This is a genomic window from Salinicoccus sp. RF5, from assembly GCF_020786625.1.
GTDB lineage: Bacteria > Bacillota > Bacilli > Staphylococcales > Salinicoccaceae > Salinicoccus.
Genome location: NZ_JAJGRC010000001.1, coordinates 289,021 through 304,209 on the forward strand (window position 1 = coordinate 289,021; position 15,189 = coordinate 304,209).

At 52.0% G+C, this 15,189-nt stretch carries 14 protein-coding genes; 1 reads left to right on the plus strand and 13 read right to left on the minus strand.

From position 1 onward, the window contains the following. A complete protein-coding gene (locus LLU09_RS01590) occupies positions 1 to 2,478 on the plus strand; it encodes a transglycosylase domain-containing protein (protein ID WP_228310196.1) in 2,478 nt (825 codons plus the stop codon). A gap of 37 nt (positions 2,479 to 2,515) precedes the next feature. Here the strand turns inward: LLU09_RS01590 and LLU09_RS01595 are convergent, their stop codons facing one another. The 13 genes from LLU09_RS01595 to LLU09_RS01655 form a co-directional block, all read right to left on the minus strand. Further along, positions 2,516 to 2,797 (minus strand): YpoC family protein, encoded by a 282-nt coding sequence (locus tag LLU09_RS01595; RefSeq protein ID WP_124009981.1) that lies wholly within the window; start codon positions 2,795 to 2,797, stop codon positions 2,516 to 2,518. Further along, complete coding sequence (nth, locus tag LLU09_RS01600) at positions 2,794 to 3,450, minus strand: endonuclease III (RefSeq protein ID WP_094905526.1); 657 nt, start codon at positions 3,448 to 3,450, stop codon at positions 2,794 to 2,796. The genes LLU09_RS01595 and nth overlap by 4 nt, the downstream gene beginning before the upstream one ends. Beyond that, the gene (locus LLU09_RS01605) at positions 3,440 to 4,060 is read right to left on the minus strand and encodes a DnaD domain-containing protein (RefSeq protein ID WP_228310197.1); all 621 of its coding nucleotides are present in this window, start codon (positions 4,058 to 4,060) and stop codon (positions 3,440 to 3,442) included. Before LLU09_RS01605 ends, nth begins: the two co-directional genes overlap by 11 nt. A gap of 45 nt (positions 4,061 to 4,105) precedes the next feature. Beyond that, positions 4,106 to 5,395 (minus strand): asparagine--tRNA ligase, encoded by a 1,290-nt coding sequence (gene asnS / locus LLU09_RS01610; RefSeq protein ID WP_228310198.1) that lies wholly within the window; start codon positions 5,393 to 5,395, stop codon positions 4,106 to 4,108. A 1-nt stretch (position 5,396) separates the two neighbouring features. Further along, positions 5,397 to 6,584 (minus strand): pyridoxal phosphate-dependent aminotransferase, encoded by a 1,188-nt coding sequence (locus tag LLU09_RS01615; RefSeq protein WP_228310199.1) that lies wholly within the window; start codon positions 6,582 to 6,584, stop codon positions 5,397 to 5,399. Between the two features lie 30 nt (positions 6,585 to 6,614). Further along, positions 6,615 to 9,131, minus strand: a complete 2,517-nt coding sequence (locus LLU09_RS01620; protein ID WP_228310200.1) for an exonuclease domain-containing protein — start codon at positions 9,129 to 9,131, stop codon at positions 6,615 to 6,617. Positions 9,132 to 9,148: 17 nt separating this feature from the next. Further along, entirely contained in the window at positions 9,149 to 10,111 is a 963-nt protein-coding gene (locus LLU09_RS01625) for a biotin--[acetyl-CoA-carboxylase] ligase (protein WP_228310201.1), read from the minus strand. Then, entirely contained in the window at positions 10,068 to 11,282 is a 1,215-nt protein-coding gene (locus LLU09_RS01630) for a CCA tRNA nucleotidyltransferase (protein ID WP_228310202.1), read from the minus strand. The genes LLU09_RS01625 and LLU09_RS01630 overlap by 44 nt, the downstream gene beginning before the upstream one ends. Then, on the minus strand, positions 11,275 to 12,420 hold the full coding sequence (gene bshA, locus LLU09_RS01635; RefSeq protein WP_228310203.1) for an N-acetyl-alpha-D-glucosaminyl L-malate synthase BshA: 1,146 nt from the start codon (positions 12,418 to 12,420) through the stop codon (positions 11,275 to 11,277). The genes LLU09_RS01630 and bshA overlap by 8 nt, the downstream gene beginning before the upstream one ends. 5 nt (positions 12,421 to 12,425) lie before the next feature. Further along, a complete protein-coding gene (gene mgsA, locus LLU09_RS01640; protein WP_094905534.1) occupies positions 12,426 to 12,803 on the minus strand; it encodes a methylglyoxal synthase in 378 nt (125 codons plus the stop codon). Between the two features lie 175 nt (positions 12,804 to 12,978). Next, the gene (locus tag LLU09_RS01645) at positions 12,979 to 13,677 is read right to left on the minus strand and encodes a zinc metallopeptidase (protein ID WP_228310204.1); all 699 of its coding nucleotides are present in this window, start codon (positions 13,675 to 13,677) and stop codon (positions 12,979 to 12,981) included. Between the two features lie 60 nt (positions 13,678 to 13,737). Continuing rightward, positions 13,738 to 14,313, minus strand: coding sequence for a DUF1405 domain-containing protein (locus LLU09_RS01650; protein WP_228310205.1), 576 nt, complete (start codon positions 14,311 to 14,313; stop codon positions 13,738 to 13,740). 62 nt (positions 14,314 to 14,375) lie between these two features. Further along, the gene (locus LLU09_RS01655) at positions 14,376 to 15,167 is read right to left on the minus strand and encodes a menaquinol-cytochrome c reductase cytochrome b/c subunit (RefSeq protein ID WP_228310206.1); all 792 of its coding nucleotides are present in this window, start codon (positions 15,165 to 15,167) and stop codon (positions 14,376 to 14,378) included. Positions 15,168 to 15,189: the final 22 nt, after the last annotated feature.

The window sequence follows — 15,189 nt, forward strand, 5'->3', positions numbered from 1 at the left end:
ATGGAAGAGAACTATAAAAGAACCAAGGGCAGGAAGACTGGAAGCGGCACATCCAAAAAAGGGGGCCGGCGGTCCCGGGCCTCCCTCATCAAACGGATACTGCTGTGGGCGGTCCTCATTGGTCTGATCCTCCTCATCGTCGGTTCATTCCTGTTTGCGTATTACGCATCAAAATCCCCGGCATTCAGCGAGGAGAAGCTGAAGGATCCGATACCGGCGAAGATCTACGACAAGGATGATGAACTCGTCACCACGCTGTATGGCGGCCAGAAACGGATGCTGACGGATATAGACGAAACACCTGAGAAGGTCACAGATGCGATCCTTGCCGTGGAAGACAACCGCTTCTACGAGCATGGGGCCATCGACTTCGTAAGGCTTGGCGCTGCAGTGCTGAACAATGTCACTGACGGGTTCGGCAGCCAGGGTGCGAGCACGATCACCCAGCAGGTCGTCAAGCGGGTGTTCCTCACCGAGGAGAAGACGATCGAGAGGAAGGCGCAAGAAGCCTACCTCGCCTACCGTCTCGAGCAGGAATATTCCAAGGATGAGATTCTTGAGATGTACATGAACAAGATCTACTACTCCGACGGCATATACGGTATCCGGACGGCCAGCCTCTATTATTTCGGCAAGGAGCTTGAAGCGTTGAACCTGGCGGAAACGGCCTATCTCGCCGGCCTGCCGCAGCTGCCGAACAGATACAATCTGTATGTTGATTCTGAGACCGGGACGAATCGTGCACATACCGTATTGAACCTGATGCTCCATCATGAGCGCATTACGGAAGCCGAGTACAATGAAGCCATCAACACCGACATCACCGCCAACCTGGTTCAGCGTTCCGAAGAGGAGCGTGCCTCGAATGAGCCTGAGGATCCGGAATACGCCTCCTACATCAACGTGGTGAAGCGGGAGCTCCAGCAGAACGACAAGTTCAAGGACATGGAACTCGGGGAAGCCCTGGCCAGCGGCCTGTCCATCTATACAAACATGGACAGCAGCATCCAGACCGAGCTTCAGACGATGGTCAATGACCGGGACTACTACTACAATCCGAAGTTCAAGAGCGAGCACTTCAACCTTGCCTCGTCGATCCTCGATACCGAGACAGGCAATCTCGTCGCCATCTCAGGCGGCCGTGACTACCGCGAAGTGGTCATGCACAACCAGGCACTGGTGAAAAAGAATGTCGGATCCACCATGAAGCCGTTCCTGGCCTATGGCCCTGCCATCGAAAATATGGAATGGCGGACCGACCAGACGATCGAGGATGAAGCGGAATACCAGCCGGAAGGCTTTGATCATACGATATATAACTATGACAAACAGGATCATGGTGAAGTGACCATGCGCGACGCCCTGAGGCAGAGCCTCAACATACCTGCCGTCAAGACTTTCGAGACGGTGATGGACGAAGCAGGAGAAAATGCACCGGAGGAATTTGCGGAAGCCGTGGGACTCGAATACAGCACCGAAGAGGAGGAAGACCTCCCACTGACCTTCAATGATGTGCTCGGCGGCGGGGACTACTCCCGGTTCACACCATTGCAGATGGCAGAAGCCTACGCTTCGCTCGGCAACGGCGGCACCTACAATGAAGCCCAGTCCATCCGCTACGTGGTGACGGATGAGGGGGAAACGGTCGAATTCGAGCATGAGTCCGAGCAGGCGATGGAAGACTATACCGCCTATATGCTGACGGATATGCTGAAAGGGACTTTTGAACCTTACGGCAGCGCCGACTATATTCCGATGAACGGCCTTAACATTGCCGCGAAGACGGGGACGACATCCTACAGCAGCGATATCCGGGAAGAAAACAATCTGCCGGCCAGCTCAGCGAAGGATGCCTGGATCGTCGGCTATACGCCGGAGTACACGATGAGCCTGTGGACAGGCTTTACAGCGACCGAAGAAGGCGGAGACACTTCGTTCGTCGGTGCGGACGAGCATATCACGCCACAGTGGTTCTTCAGGGACATCATGCAGTCGATCAGCACATATAACGGCCAGGACTTCGAGCGTCCCGACAGTGTGGTCGACGTCAATGGCGATGAACTTGCTGTAAAAGGCAGTGAGGACATGCAGACTTATGAAGACGAACAGCGTCAGCGCAATACCCAGCAGCGCCAGCAGCCGGAGGAAGACATCGATGAACCGAACCAGGTGATCACCGAGGATCCTGAAGCGGCGGATGAAGCAGAACCATCCACTGAACAGGAAACGCCGGAAACACAACCTGAAGAGCGTACTGAAGAACAGGTTGAGGAACCGGCTGAAGAAGAAACCGAAGAACCGACAGAAGAAGTGACGGAACAGCAAACGGAGGAGTCGGAACCGGCCACAGAAGAGGAACCAACATCTGAAGAGACCGAAGCACCTGAACAGGAGCAGACGACCGAGGACCCGGCTTCTGAAGAAACCGGGGAACCAACGGAGGAACCGAATGAAGAAGAGACGGATGAAGCCGCATAATAAAAATCCCATGAGAATTTTTTCTCATGGGATTTTTCTATCTGTTCATCCTTATACGATAAGAAGCCAGCTTCTTGGTGAATTCATCATGGAGTGCCTTCAGCTGGATGATGCTGTGGTACTGGTAGGGGCGGGAGCGGATGTAGTCCTTGCGTTCCTTGAAGTTGAAGGGAAGCACATGTTCATGTGCCTCCTCCGGGATCTCATCGAGCACTTCATTGATTTGGAAGAAGATTTCCCCCTGATAGGCATCGTAGAGTGCATGATCCGGGTGCCTCGCCTCTTCAAGCAGCTTCTGGTGCATCTCCCCAATTGTCATTTGAGCGCCTTCGCCTTCATCCGCTTCTGCCCTTCCCGGCAGTCTTCAAGCAGCAGGCAGGTTTCACATTTCGGATTTCTGGCTGTGCAATGGTAGCGTCCGAAGAAGATCAGCTGATGATGGGTCTTGCTCCAGCGTGCTTCTGGCACCTTCTGCATCAACGTCTTCTCGACTTCAAGGACGGAATCCTTGTAGCGTGCGATGCCGAGCCTTTTCGCCACACGTTCGACATGGGTGTCCACAGCAATCCGCGGAACGCCGAAAGCCACGGAAAGCACGACATTGGCGGTCTTCCGCCCCACTCCTGCGAGACTCACGAGATCTTCGTAGTTGTCAGGTATTTCGCCATCGAAACGGTCGATGACATCCCTGCACAGCTTCTGGATGTTTTTGGCCTTGTTCCTGAACAGGCCGATCGAGCGGATGTCATTCTCAAGTTCCGGAAGTTCTACAGCAAGATAGTCCTCCGGTGTTCTGTATTTCTTGAAGAGGTCACGGGTCACCCTGTTCACAAGATTGTCGGTGCATTGTGCGGAAAGCAGGACTGCAATGGTCAGTTCGAATGGGTTGCGGTGTACGAGCTCGCATTCCGCGTCCGGGAACATCACATCTATCTTGTCGATCATCTCTACCGTCTTCTTTTTACTGATCAAAAACATCTTCTCCTTCCAGCCATGAACGTACAGGCATCCGGTCCACCTTTTCCGCCGGTTCATCCCTGCCTATCTGGTTCAGGATGCGTTCGACATATTGGAGTGAAGTGATCTGGTTCTGGTAGGCCAGATCGACGGCATCCCGGATTGTCTGCGGGCTGTATCCGGAATCTTCAAGCCAGCTGTTGATCCTTTCGAATTCATTCGGGCTGATGACCCTGCCATACAGGCCTTCGACATACTCGAACAGGGATCTGATTTCAGACGGGTCCGCCTTTTCGGGCGCCGTCGATTCCATCAGGCGGGAGAGCTTTCCATAGAGGGGTTCGAGATTGAACCGCTCTATGTATTTGCCCTCTTCCCGGATCGTCTCGACTTCGAGCAGCTCCTTCTGTATCAGGCCCTGTATGAGCCCGGCTATCTGGGATTCCGACATCGTCGTCCCCTTGGACAGATGTGAGAACTCCGGCAGCTGTGATGACCGCTGATGGATGTCCATCAGTTTGATGAGGACGACAAAGGACGATTCATCAAGGCCCAGCTCGGAATAGCAATCCAGCAGCACTTTGTTCACGGCTATGTTCATGTATCTTATATATTCTTCAAACATGCTGTATCTCCTTATAAAAATATCGCCTGACGGCGATATTTTCGTCTATGGATATAGTCTGTTGAGCAGGCGTGGGAACGGTGCCGTCTCCCTGACATGCTGTACGCCGCTCAGCCAGGCGACTGTACGCTCGAGGCCGAGGCCGAACCCGGAATGCGGCACGCTGCCGTATCTCCTCAGGTCGAGATACCATTCATAGGCCTCCAGATCCAGACCGCTCTCCTCGATCTTCTGCTTGAGGGTGTCGTAGTCATGGATCCTTTCACTGCCCCCGATGATCTCCCCGTAGCCCTCAGGGGCGATCAGGTCGGCACACAGGACGGTGCGCGGGTCTTCCGGATTCTCCTCCATGTAGAAGGATTTGATCTCCTTCGGATAGTTCGTGATGAAGACGGGCTTATCGAAATGGTTCGCGATTTCGGTTTCATGCGGTGCACCGAAGTCCTCGCCCCACTCTATATCATCAAAGCCCTTCTCCTGCAGCAGTTCCACCGCTTCCGTATACGTGATGCGCGGGAACGGTGCGCGGATCTTCTCAAGGACGCTTGTATCGCGGTCCAATATGCCGAGGTCGATTCTGCAGTGCTCCAGCACCTGTTGTACGAGGTACTCGACATACTGTTCCTGTACTTCGAGGCTGTCCTCATGGTTGTAGAACGCCATCTCAGGCTCTATCATCCAGAACTCGATAAGGTGCCTCCTCGTCTTGGATTTCTCCGCACGGAATGTCGGACCGAATGAGAAGACCTTACCGTGTGCCATCGCAGCCGCTTCTGCATACAATTGGCCACTCTGTGACAGGTAGGCATCTTCATCGAAGTATTTTGTATGGAAAAGTTCCGTCGTACCTTCCGGTGAACTGCTTGTGAGTATCGGCGGATCGATCTTCTTATAGCCGTTCTCGAAGAAGAAGTCATGAGTGCTCTTGATGATCTGGTTGCGGATGTTCATGACTGCATGCTGCTTCTTCGAACGCAGCCACAGGTGCCTGTTGTCCATGAGGAATTCAGGACCATGGGCCTTCGGTGTGATTGGATAACCTTCCGAGGCATGGATGACCTCTATGCCGTCGACTTCCATCTCGTAGCCGAAATCTGAACGGTCATCCGCTTTGATCGTGCCTGAAACATACATGGATGTCTCCTGTGTCAGACCTTTTGCCTTTTCGAAAAGATCTGCATCATTTTCCTTCACAACGATGCCCTGCATGAAACCGGTGCCGTCCCTGAGCTGCAGGAACTGGATTTTACCGCTGCCGCGCTTCTGCAGGAGCCAGCAGCCGATCGTCACCTGCTGGCCTTCATATTTTGCTGCCTGGTTGATTGAAATCTTCATGTTAAACTCCTTTGGAATGTTGTTCTACAAATTTTCTGATGCGGTCCAATGCTTCTGTCATATCTTCGATGCTGAGCGAATAGCTGAGCCGGATGTTGTCCGGTGAACCGAAGCCGGAGCCCGGGACTGCCGCCACGTGGACTTCCTCGAGGACCGCTTCAACGAATGCATCCACACCGTCGAACCCACACTTCCTGGCGCACTCGGCGAAGTTCGGGAACAGGTAGAAGGCGCCTTCCGGCTTGATGCAGTCGATGTATGGAATCTCCATCAGCTTCTCATAGGCCTTGTCCCTTCTCTCCTTGAAGGTGCGGTTGTACTCCTCAAGATAGGATGGGTCCATATTATAGGCAGCGAGCGCCGCCCACTGCGACGGTGTCGCCGGGTTGGATGTCGAGTGGCTCGACAGTGCGGTCATGCCCTTGACTACATCGCTGTCCCCGCATACGTAGCCGATGCGCCATCCGGTCATCGAATGCGACTTGCTGACGCCATTGACGATGAGCGTGTTCCTTTTCATCTTGTCGCTGAATGAGGCGATGGAGATGTGCGGATGGTCGTAGACGAGTGTCTCATAGATCTCGTCCGCAACTACGACGATGTCCGTCTTTTCAAGGTATTCGGCGAGGCTGCGGAGCTCCTCCTCCGTGTATACCATGCCGCTCGGATTGCTTGGGGAGTTCAGCAGCAGCATGCGTGTCCTGTCGGTCACATGGCGGTCGATGATTTCGGGAGTGATCTTGAATGAAGTGGACTCGTCCGTCTCCATGATGACCGGATTACCTTCAGCGAGCTTCACCTGTTCAGTATAGCTCACCCAGTACGGGGTCGGGATGAGGACCTCGTCCCCCGGGTCGAGTGTGGCCTGAAAAAGGTTGTACAGCACATGTTTCGCACCAGTGCCTACAAAAATCTCCGACAGCTCGTACTCGAGGCCGTTATCGCGCTTCATCTTTTCGATGATGGCTTCCTTCAGCTCGGTGATGCCGGAGGCGGAAGTATACTTCGTCTGGCCGTCCTTGAGCGCTTCATAAGTCTTTTCTATGATTTCATCAGGGGTGTTGAAGTCCGGTTCTCCGGCACTGAGGCTGATGACATCGACCCCCTGGGCCTTGAGGTCCCTGGACTTGGCTGTGATGGCCAGTGTCTGGCTGGGCGTAATATTCTTGATTCGTTGAGAGAGTTCCATATTCCTTCTCCTTTAGAGTTGATATAGTCATTATAAATCACGGAGCAGCCCTTTGAAAGACTCTCCATCCCCCTGAATGACATTTTCAGAAGGAAAGTACTTCAAGAAGGCATTCCTGTACTTCCTGTCGAGGATGCGCTTGTCGAAAAGGAGCAGCAGTCCGCGGTCCTCGGGCCGCCGCTGTACACGCCCGGCAATCTGCCTGAACTGGAAAACAGCTTCCGGCAGATCATTCTTATAGAAGTTCCTGAAATCCGACTTCTTTGGGACGGGGAATGGCAGTTTGGTGAGCATCAGACATTTCGTCCCCGATGCCTGCATATTGATGCCTTCATTGAAGCTTGATGTCCCAAGCAGTACACATCTGTCCAGGTGGTTGAACTGCGAGAGCAGCTTCTCGCTGCTCGACATCCGGGTCTGCCGCAATATGACGAAATCCTCGAATGTCGGGACATCAGCCGTATATTCATGTACCTTGTCCAGAAGCTCGAAGTTCGAAAACAGCACCATCAGCTTCTGGCCGGTCTCACTCAAGTAGACCGCGATGTATTCCACTATGGCAGCGGTGAAGTCATCATCATTGATGTCATAGGCGGGGATGTCTTCAGGAATGAAGATCTTCGTCCCGCCGAACAGATTTTCATTCTGCACGATGAGCGACTTGAACGGCCTGTCGCCATACCAATAGTCGAGGTGGCTGAACCCGCCGTTCACTTCGAGTGTGCCGGACAGCATGATGGTGGCTTTTATATGTCCGGCCCGCTCCCGTAGTGATGCCATATCCTCCTGCTGGACATGCACTTTTATCTTCTGGAGGTTCCTGTTCCCTTCCAGGACATATCTATCCTGCCTGATGGCCGCACCGAGGGCATTGAGCATCTTCTGGTAGTGGTGCATGTGGTTGTATATGACCTGATAGTTCCGTGTGCCGCGTACTGCTCCAAGGAAGGTCGACGTATGCCTGATGCCCGTTTCGATGTGGTGCAGCAGGTCGCTCGAGTTTCTGGCCTCGATTGCAGTGAACATCTTATCTATGTTCTGGTTCAGATGCTTGAGTATATCCTCGAGAAGGTATACGGAAGTTGCATCATTATGGCTGATATAGTTTGCCAGAAGGCGCTCCTGACTCGGGGTGCCGATCTGGCCGATGAAGAACTTCATCGCCTGGTAGCTGAAGGTGGTCTTCATCCGCTCCTCGAGCGAACGTTTGAGCTGATGGGCCTCATCCACGATGACCGTATCGATATCCGGGAGGTGGTCGATGCAGTCGATGAGGAAATAGTGGTTCGTCAAGGTGAAGGTCGCATGCCCGGCTTCTGTGAGCGCCCTGTTGAAGAAGAAATGTCCGGCCCCTTCCCCAGCCTGTATGGAGGCGGTCCTGTAGTATGCACGCTCCGGTCCCCTCAGGTGTATTTCCGACAGGTCCCCCGTATCCGTTTCAAGCAGCCATACAAGAAGCTTCATCTTCAGCTGGATGATTTCTGTATTGTTGTCCTCCAGAGACAGCAGGAGCTTGAATGCATCCAGGTTCAAATAGTTCTCCCTGCCCTTCAGTGCCACGGCAGGGATCGGCATGCCGATGGCGGCCTCCAATGCCGCGAGGTCCTCGATGAGGATCTGATGCTGCAGTATCTTTTTTGATGTCGAGATCAGCACCTTCTGACCATACAGCGAATGGAAGCTGATGACGGCGATGAGGAAGGCGATGGTCTTGCCGACACCGGTATATGCTTCGAGCGCAAGGTTCTCCTTCTGCTCCAGCGCCTCGAAGATCTCGTTGGCGAGACGAAGCTGTTCCGTCCTGTACCGTCTGCCGGAATGTGCAATGTAGCGATCGTACAGCTCTCCGACAGTAGCAGCCTCCATCTTGCGCCGCTCTCCCTTCTTCCGCCTGATGTAGAAGTCCCCATGGCGCTCGAGGCCTTCGGCATCGCCAGTGCGTGATTCTGCGACTATGGAGAAGATGACATCGGATAGATTGTATTTCAATGGCTTCGACAGGTGATAGAGATGCTTCAGCGTCTCTGCGTCGAGTGTCATCATCTTCTGCAGCAGATGAATGAGGAGTTCTGCTGTGGCTCTGGCGTCCTCATCGGCCCTGTGGGCGTTCGACAGCTCCAGGCCGAGTGCCTGGGCGATTTCATTGAGCTGGAAGCGTTCAAGCCTGGGCAGGAAAATCTTCGACAGTTCCACGGTATCGAGCAGATGATTGGGCTGATAGTCGATGCCGCATGATTTGAAGGCAGACTGCAGGAAGCCGAAATCGAATTCGACATTATGCGCCGTAAAGATGCAGCCATCGAGCAGCCCGGCCACCCGGGAGGCGATGTCCCTGAATTTGGGTGCATCTTCGAGCATGGAACTATCGATGTTCGTCAGCTCTCTTATGAAAGGTGTCAACTCGGTTTCATCCGACAGGAAGGTGGTGTACTGATCGATTATCTTCAAATTCTGTACGACCACAATGCTCAGTTGGATGATACTATCTTTATTCTTGTTATTTCCGGTAGTTTCGAGATCCACTACCGCAAACTTCTGATTCTGCATCTCATCACCAGTTCCCACTATAGTTCTATATCTGCACTTATGACTTTTCTGATTTCACCCGTCCGGTCGAGCACTTCAAGGAACCCGTCATCATCTATGTCGAGGGCTTTCGCCATGTAGCTCTCCCCGGTTTCCGTGATCCTCAATTCCTTATTGAACACGATGGCGCGTGACTTCCATTCTTCCCTGATTGCACTGAACGGCTCGTTCAGGAAACGATGATAATAGTGTTCGATGTTCCGGATGAGCTTCCCCATGAAATCATCAAGATCCATATCAACGTTTACATCCATCTCCCGTTCGATGGAAGTGGCGTTTGGGAGGTCCATTATGTCCTCGTCTCCGAATATGTTGATCCCAATACCACAGATTATAGCATTTATGACGCCGCTTTCGCTGACGACTTCAGTCAGGAAGCCGGACACCTTCCTCTTGTCTATATAGATGTCGTTCGGCCATTTTATGCCGCTTTCGATGTGGAAGACCTGATCGATCGATTTGGAGATGGCGAGCGAAATGAACAGGTTGAACCGGATGATTTCCGATATTGGTATATTGGGCCTGAGTACGAGCGAGAGGTAGAGGCCCCTATTCTTTGGTGAAGCCCATTCGCGGTTGAACCGCCCCCGTCCGCTGGTCTGCTCCTCGGCCACCACCATATAGGCGCCGTCATGATGTTCCAGCTTCTGCATTGCTTCGATCTGGGTCGATCCGGTGGTGGGCAGGTATTCCACATGGCTGAACAGCTCCGACTGTGCCACGAGCATCTCCAGGGCTGTGGGGCTTATGTAGCGCGGGTGTCCGGTCAGATGATAGCCTTTGCTTGTGACGGACTCGATCCGGTATCCTTCACGCTTCAGCGCGTTCATGTTCTTCCAGACTGCAGTCCTTGAAACGCCAAGCCTGTCAGCCATCTCCTGTCCGGAAATGAATCGGTCATTCTTCAGTAATTTCAATATCTCCTGCTTCATATTCGACATGTGTCTCCACCCACTCCATTATAATCTTCGTGTCATTCTCCAGACTGCCATCCAGGATCTTCTCCTCTACTGCTGAAAACACCTTCCTGATCCATCTGCCACCGCGCGCATTGAAGAGTTGCATGAGCATATTGCCATCAAGTTTGATGTCTGAAATGCCTGAGATGGGCAGCTGCGGCTTCAGTTCAATGGCGGACTTGAGCAGGTCCTTCTTCTCCTTCGATTCCGTGAAGGCGTTCAACTCCACGATTTCAGAGGCATTCTTCAAAATCTTCATGTCATACCCATAGGCGACTTCCTTGATGGTACTCGGCTTGTGTAGCATTCCTATCAGTCTGGTGGTGTCCTTGATCTCCCTTTTCATGTCATTGGAGAGTTTCAGTTCATGCAGATGGGGCTCGAGCCCGGGGTTCCTCCACATCTGGAGTGCAATCTCATTTTCCAGTGACCGGACATCCGTATCAAGGAAATCCTCATCCCCGATATTTTCAAGGAAGGCTAGATGCGCCTTGAGGCGGGTCTTCACCATCAGGGCTTTGGCCGCTTTGACGCCGGCACCCCTGTACAGCTTATCGAGTTCGACGACGCACCGCTCCACCGCAACGAATTCAAGGTTTTGCGCATGCGCAGCCATCGCATTTTCGGTCTCGGGGGCGACGTGGAATTCGAGATGGGCAGCAAACCGGGCAGCCCTCAGCATCCGCAATGCATCTTCGTTGAACCGCTCCTCCGGACAGCCCACGGTACGGATGACCCGCTCCTCTATATCCTTCATGCCCCCGTAGGGATCAAGGATCTCGAAGTTTTCATCCATGGCCATGGCATTCATTGTAAAATCCCTGCGTTCCAGATCGCTGTTGAGCTGGTTTGTGAATGACACCTGGTCCGGTCTCCGGAAGTCGCTGTAGCCCGATTCGGTACGGAATGTCGTCACTTCGAATGGAATGTCATCAATGAGCACGATGATCGTACCATGCTCTTTGCCCACATCGACGGTGCGTTCGAATATGCGTTCGATATCATCGGGCAGTGCATCGGTGGTGATGTCGACATCGTTTATTGCCCGCTGCATATGATGATCGCGCACACATCCCCCGACGAAATACCCCTTGTATCCATACGTTTCCAAAGTGCCGAGTATCCTATTGCCTATCAGGAAGAGTTCATGCATTGTTCTTTTCTCCAATCAGCTGATTGTACAGGGATTCATATTGGCTGACGATGACATCCGAGTGGAATCGGCTTCTGATATCTTCAAGCATGCGGGCCTGGAGCTCATTGTAGAGCGCATCATCCTCAAGAATCTTGATGATATATTCCCCGGCGCCGGTGTAATCTCCAATATCCACAAGATAGCCGGTCTTTTCATGCTGGATGACTTCGCTGATGCCACCGGCGACTGTACCGACGGGAACAGCGCCGCAATTCATCGCTTCAAGCAGGGCCAGGCCGAAACTCTCCTTTTCGCTCATGAGCAGGAAGATGTCGCTCATCATATAGAACTTCCTGACATCCGTCTGCTGGCCTGCAAATATGACGGATTCCTGCAGTCCAAGGTGTTTTACAAGCTGACGCACGCTGTTCATTTCGGGGCCGTCCCCTACAAGCACCAGTACACTGTCCATCTTCCCATGCACACCATCGAATGCCCTGACGATATCATCGATCCGCTTTATCTTTCTGAAGTTGGAAGTGTGCATCAGTACTTTCGTGTCTTGCGGAATTTCATAGCGGGCCTTCATTTCAGATTTGATCCGGTCCCGGCCGTCCATATTGAAATACGACTCGTCCACGAAATTATGCACGGTCTTTATTTCATTTTCGGGCTCTATCAGCGAGAGCGTCTGATTCTTGAGGCTCTCCGATACGGCGGTGACGATATCAGATCCATTGATGCCGAACCGGATTGCGCTGACCAGGGACATATCATATCCGAGAACCGTGATATCCGTCCCGTGCAGGGTGGTGACGATGCCGACATCCCTCTTTGCCATCTGTCGTGCGAGGATGCCGCAAACCGCATGGGGTACCGCATAGTGCATATGGATGACATCCAGATCATATTCGATGATCACTTCAGAGATTTTGCTCGCCAGTGTGATGTCATAGGGGGGATAACGGAATACGCTGTAATCATTTATATCCGTCTGATGGATATATATGTTCGGATGGTTGGCATCCAGACGGAATGGGACATTGGAAGTGATGAAGTGCACCTCATGTCCGCGTCTTGCCATCTGTATGCCGAGTTCAGTGGCGATGATGCCGCTGCCCCCGACACTCGGATAGCAGGTTATGCCTATCTTCATCAGATCTACCCCCTATCTTTATGGCTCAGATGATAGAGTACCGCCTCAGCCGTACCCTCATTCGTCGCCAGAGGCACGTCATATACGTCTGACAGGCGCAGCAGCGCACTCACATCCGGCTCATGGGGCTGGGCGGTAAGCGGATCCCGGAAGAAGATGATGCAGTCTATCGTATTGTTCGCCACCATGGCGCCGATCTCCTGGTCCCCGCCAAGCGGTCCCGATTTGCATCTGTGTACATCAAGGCCGGTATGCTTGATGATTCTGCCACCGGTCGTTCCTGTAGCGTATAGTATCTGGTTTCTGAAGAAATCCATGTGCTTATCTATGAATCTGAGGAGGTCATCTTTCTTTTCATCATGTGCAATCAATGCGATTTTCATATTATCATCCGTTCTTTAGGTTGCTGGTATTGATTATAGATAATGTTCCCTCTGGTGTGAAGGCGATTTTGGCACTTCATCATATGATGGCACTCAGTGTGTATCATATCATAATAATATTAACAGAATTCCGGACAAATAAAAAAGGAACCCTTTCACAGGCTCCTTTTTGCTTCTAGTTGCCGCTCCTGGCAATCAGAATGAATCTGACAAGTTCCGCCACGGCGACTGCAGTCGCTGCAACATAGGTCATTGCGGCTGCGTTCAATACCTTCTTGGCATGACGGTACTCTTTTTCGTTGACGATGTTCAATGATTCGATCTGGTTCATCGCCCGCTTGGATGCATCGAACTCGACGGGCAGCGTCACGATCTGGAACAGGACTGCAAATGCCATGAGTGCGATTCCGCCCCACAGTAGCAGTTCTCCAAGTCCCCCGCCTGCGTTGCTCTGTGCATACGTGATGAGCATACCGGCAATGATCAGGAAGTACGAGAAGTTGCTCCCCAATTGTGCGAGTGGGAAAAGTGCAGAACGGAAGTTCAGGAATGCATAGCCTGTCGCATGCTGGATCGCATGGCCGACCTCATGGGCTGCAACTGCCGTTCCGGCCACACTCGGTGTATCATAGTTATGCGGGGAAAGGACGAGTTTCTTATTCTTAGGATCGTAATAGTCGCTCAGGAACCCCTGTCCTCTTTCGACGGAAACATCATAGATGCCATTCTCCTTGAGGATTTCCTCTGCAACCTCACGCCCTGTAAGACCACTCGTTGAACGTACCTTAGAGTACTTGTTGAACGTGGACTTTACGTTCATCTGCGCGAGCATTGGAACAACCATTAAAATCACAAAATATACAATTATATACACGTGGATTCCAACCTCCAAAAGTTTTTCATACTTTATTTTACTTCAATTTTTCTTATATAGTCAATCAGAACGCCTTGGCACAAGCTGATGGAGCAGCACAAGTACGAATACGCTCAGCCAGAAGGCGAAATAGCCGATGTGCTCCTGATATTGGGACAGGTTGCCGTAGACCGGGTACTGTCCATATACGTAATCTATGATGTCATTATGGAACAGCCAGATGGCTGTGATATAGAGGTGTACAGGCCTGATTTCAAGGTGCGGCAGAAACAGGATTGCCTGGAGGGCCATGATGCCGTGTGAAGCAATGAGCATCAGGCCGATCCATGAAACAAAGCCCGTCTCCATGAAGGTGAGCAGGTTCATGACTACCGCCCACACACCATATTTGATCAGTGTTGTGAACGCAAGGGCATCGATCAGCCCCCACTTCTTTCCGATCAGTATAAAAATGATGAGCACCGACAGGAAAAGCGTAGCTGTCGGACTGTCGGGAACGAATGGAATGAAATACCACTCGGTATCGGACAACTGTCCCCTGTACCACCAGTAGCCGTACAGGGTTCCCAGTGCATTGGATATGAGAAGCAGGATCAGGAACCACCTGTTATACATCAAGTCGATAATTTTATACATTGGGATGAACTCCTATTAAAAAAAGCCCTATTGCTAGGGCTTTTTCTTATTCTATATCGTCATCAGTTCGAAGAATTCTCTGCCTCGTCTCGCGATGTCAGCTCGAGATTCGCAACAAACTCGGAAATCTGCTGGATTTCTTCTTCTGTAAGTTGATCTTCGAATGCAGGCATATCCCCTGCACCATTCGTTACGAATGCGTTAACCGTTTCAGCGTTGAGGTCAGGTTCGATCAGGTTTGGTCCCGATCCGCCAGTCAACTCACCGCCGTGGCAGCTTGTACAGTTCGAACGTATCAGATCCTGGAAGACAGGATCTTCAGTGTCCAGATTGGAGAACACGATCTGACCCTGCTGATTCTGTGTTTCCCAGTCATGGTAGGCAACCGACTCCCATGTAGTATAGAAGATGATGCCGAATGAGATGAGCATCATGGCAGCTGCTACCGGACGCTTCGTCCAGCGGCGCTCCTTGTTGTTGTCGAGCCAAGGGGCAAGGAGAAGCGCACCGACACCGAGACCTGGGATGACCATGGCACCGATGATGTTGAATGGTCCTGATGCATATGTGTATTTAAGAATTTGATAAAGGAATAGGAAATACCAGTCTGGGAGAGGTATATATCCTGTATCTGTAGGATCTGCCACCCTTTCGAGTGGCGCTGGATGCGCTACTGTCAAACAAAGGAAACCGATGAGGAATACTGCACCAGTCACCCATTCCTTCAGAAGAAAGTCTGGATAGAACTCTTCAGTACGACCCGGGAATTCCGAATAGTCGCGGTTAAGTTTTGGTTTGTCATACTTCTGTATTCGTGAATCGCCGACGAATGTCAACCCTTTTCCACGTTTCATATCATTTTACCTCCCTTGTCAT

What these genes read in the sequence shown, in the direction of transcription:
- asnS (WP_228310198.1), bottom strand. Translation starts at nt 5,395, where the DNA reads ATGAAGATTTCAATCAACCAGGCAGCAAAATATGAAGGCCAGCAGGTG.
- LLU09_RS01620 (WP_228310200.1), bottom strand. Translation starts at nt 9,131, where the DNA reads ATGCAGAATCAGAAGTTTGCGGTAGTGGATCTCGAAACTACCGGAAAT.
- mgsA (WP_094905534.1), bottom strand. Translation starts at nt 12,803, where the DNA reads ATGAAAATCGCATTGATTGCACATGATGAAAAGAAAGATGACCTCCTC.
- LLU09_RS01595 (WP_124009981.1), bottom strand. Translation starts at nt 2,797, where the DNA reads ATGACAATTGGGGAGATGCACCAGAAGCTGCTTGAAGAGGCGAGGCAC.
- LLU09_RS01630 (WP_228310202.1), bottom strand. Translation starts at nt 11,282, where the DNA reads ATGCATGAACTCTTCCTGATAGGCAATAGGATACTCGGCACTTTGGAA.
- LLU09_RS01625 (WP_228310201.1), bottom strand. Translation starts at nt 10,111, where the DNA reads ATGTCGAATATGAAGCAGGAGATATTGAAATTACTGAAGAATGACCGA.
- bshA (WP_228310203.1), bottom strand. Translation starts at nt 12,420, where the DNA reads ATGAAGATAGGCATAACCTGCTATCCGAGTGTCGGGGGCAGCGGCATC.
- LLU09_RS01590 (WP_228310196.1), top strand. Translation starts at nt 1, where the DNA reads ATGGAAGAGAACTATAAAAGAACCAAGGGCAGGAAGACTGGAAGCGGC.
- LLU09_RS01615 (WP_228310199.1), bottom strand. Translation starts at nt 6,584, where the DNA reads ATGGAACTCTCTCAACGAATCAAGAATATTACGCCCAGCCAGACACTG.
- LLU09_RS01655 (WP_228310206.1), bottom strand. Translation starts at nt 15,167, where the DNA reads ATGAAACGTGGAAAAGGGTTGACATTCGTCGGCGATTCACGAATACAG.
- LLU09_RS01650 (WP_228310205.1), bottom strand. Translation starts at nt 14,313, where the DNA reads ATGTATAAAATTATCGACTTGATGTATAACAGGTGGTTCCTGATCCTG.
- LLU09_RS01605 (WP_228310197.1), bottom strand. Translation starts at nt 4,060, where the DNA reads ATGTTTGAAGAATATATAAGATACATGAACATAGCCGTGAACAAAGTG.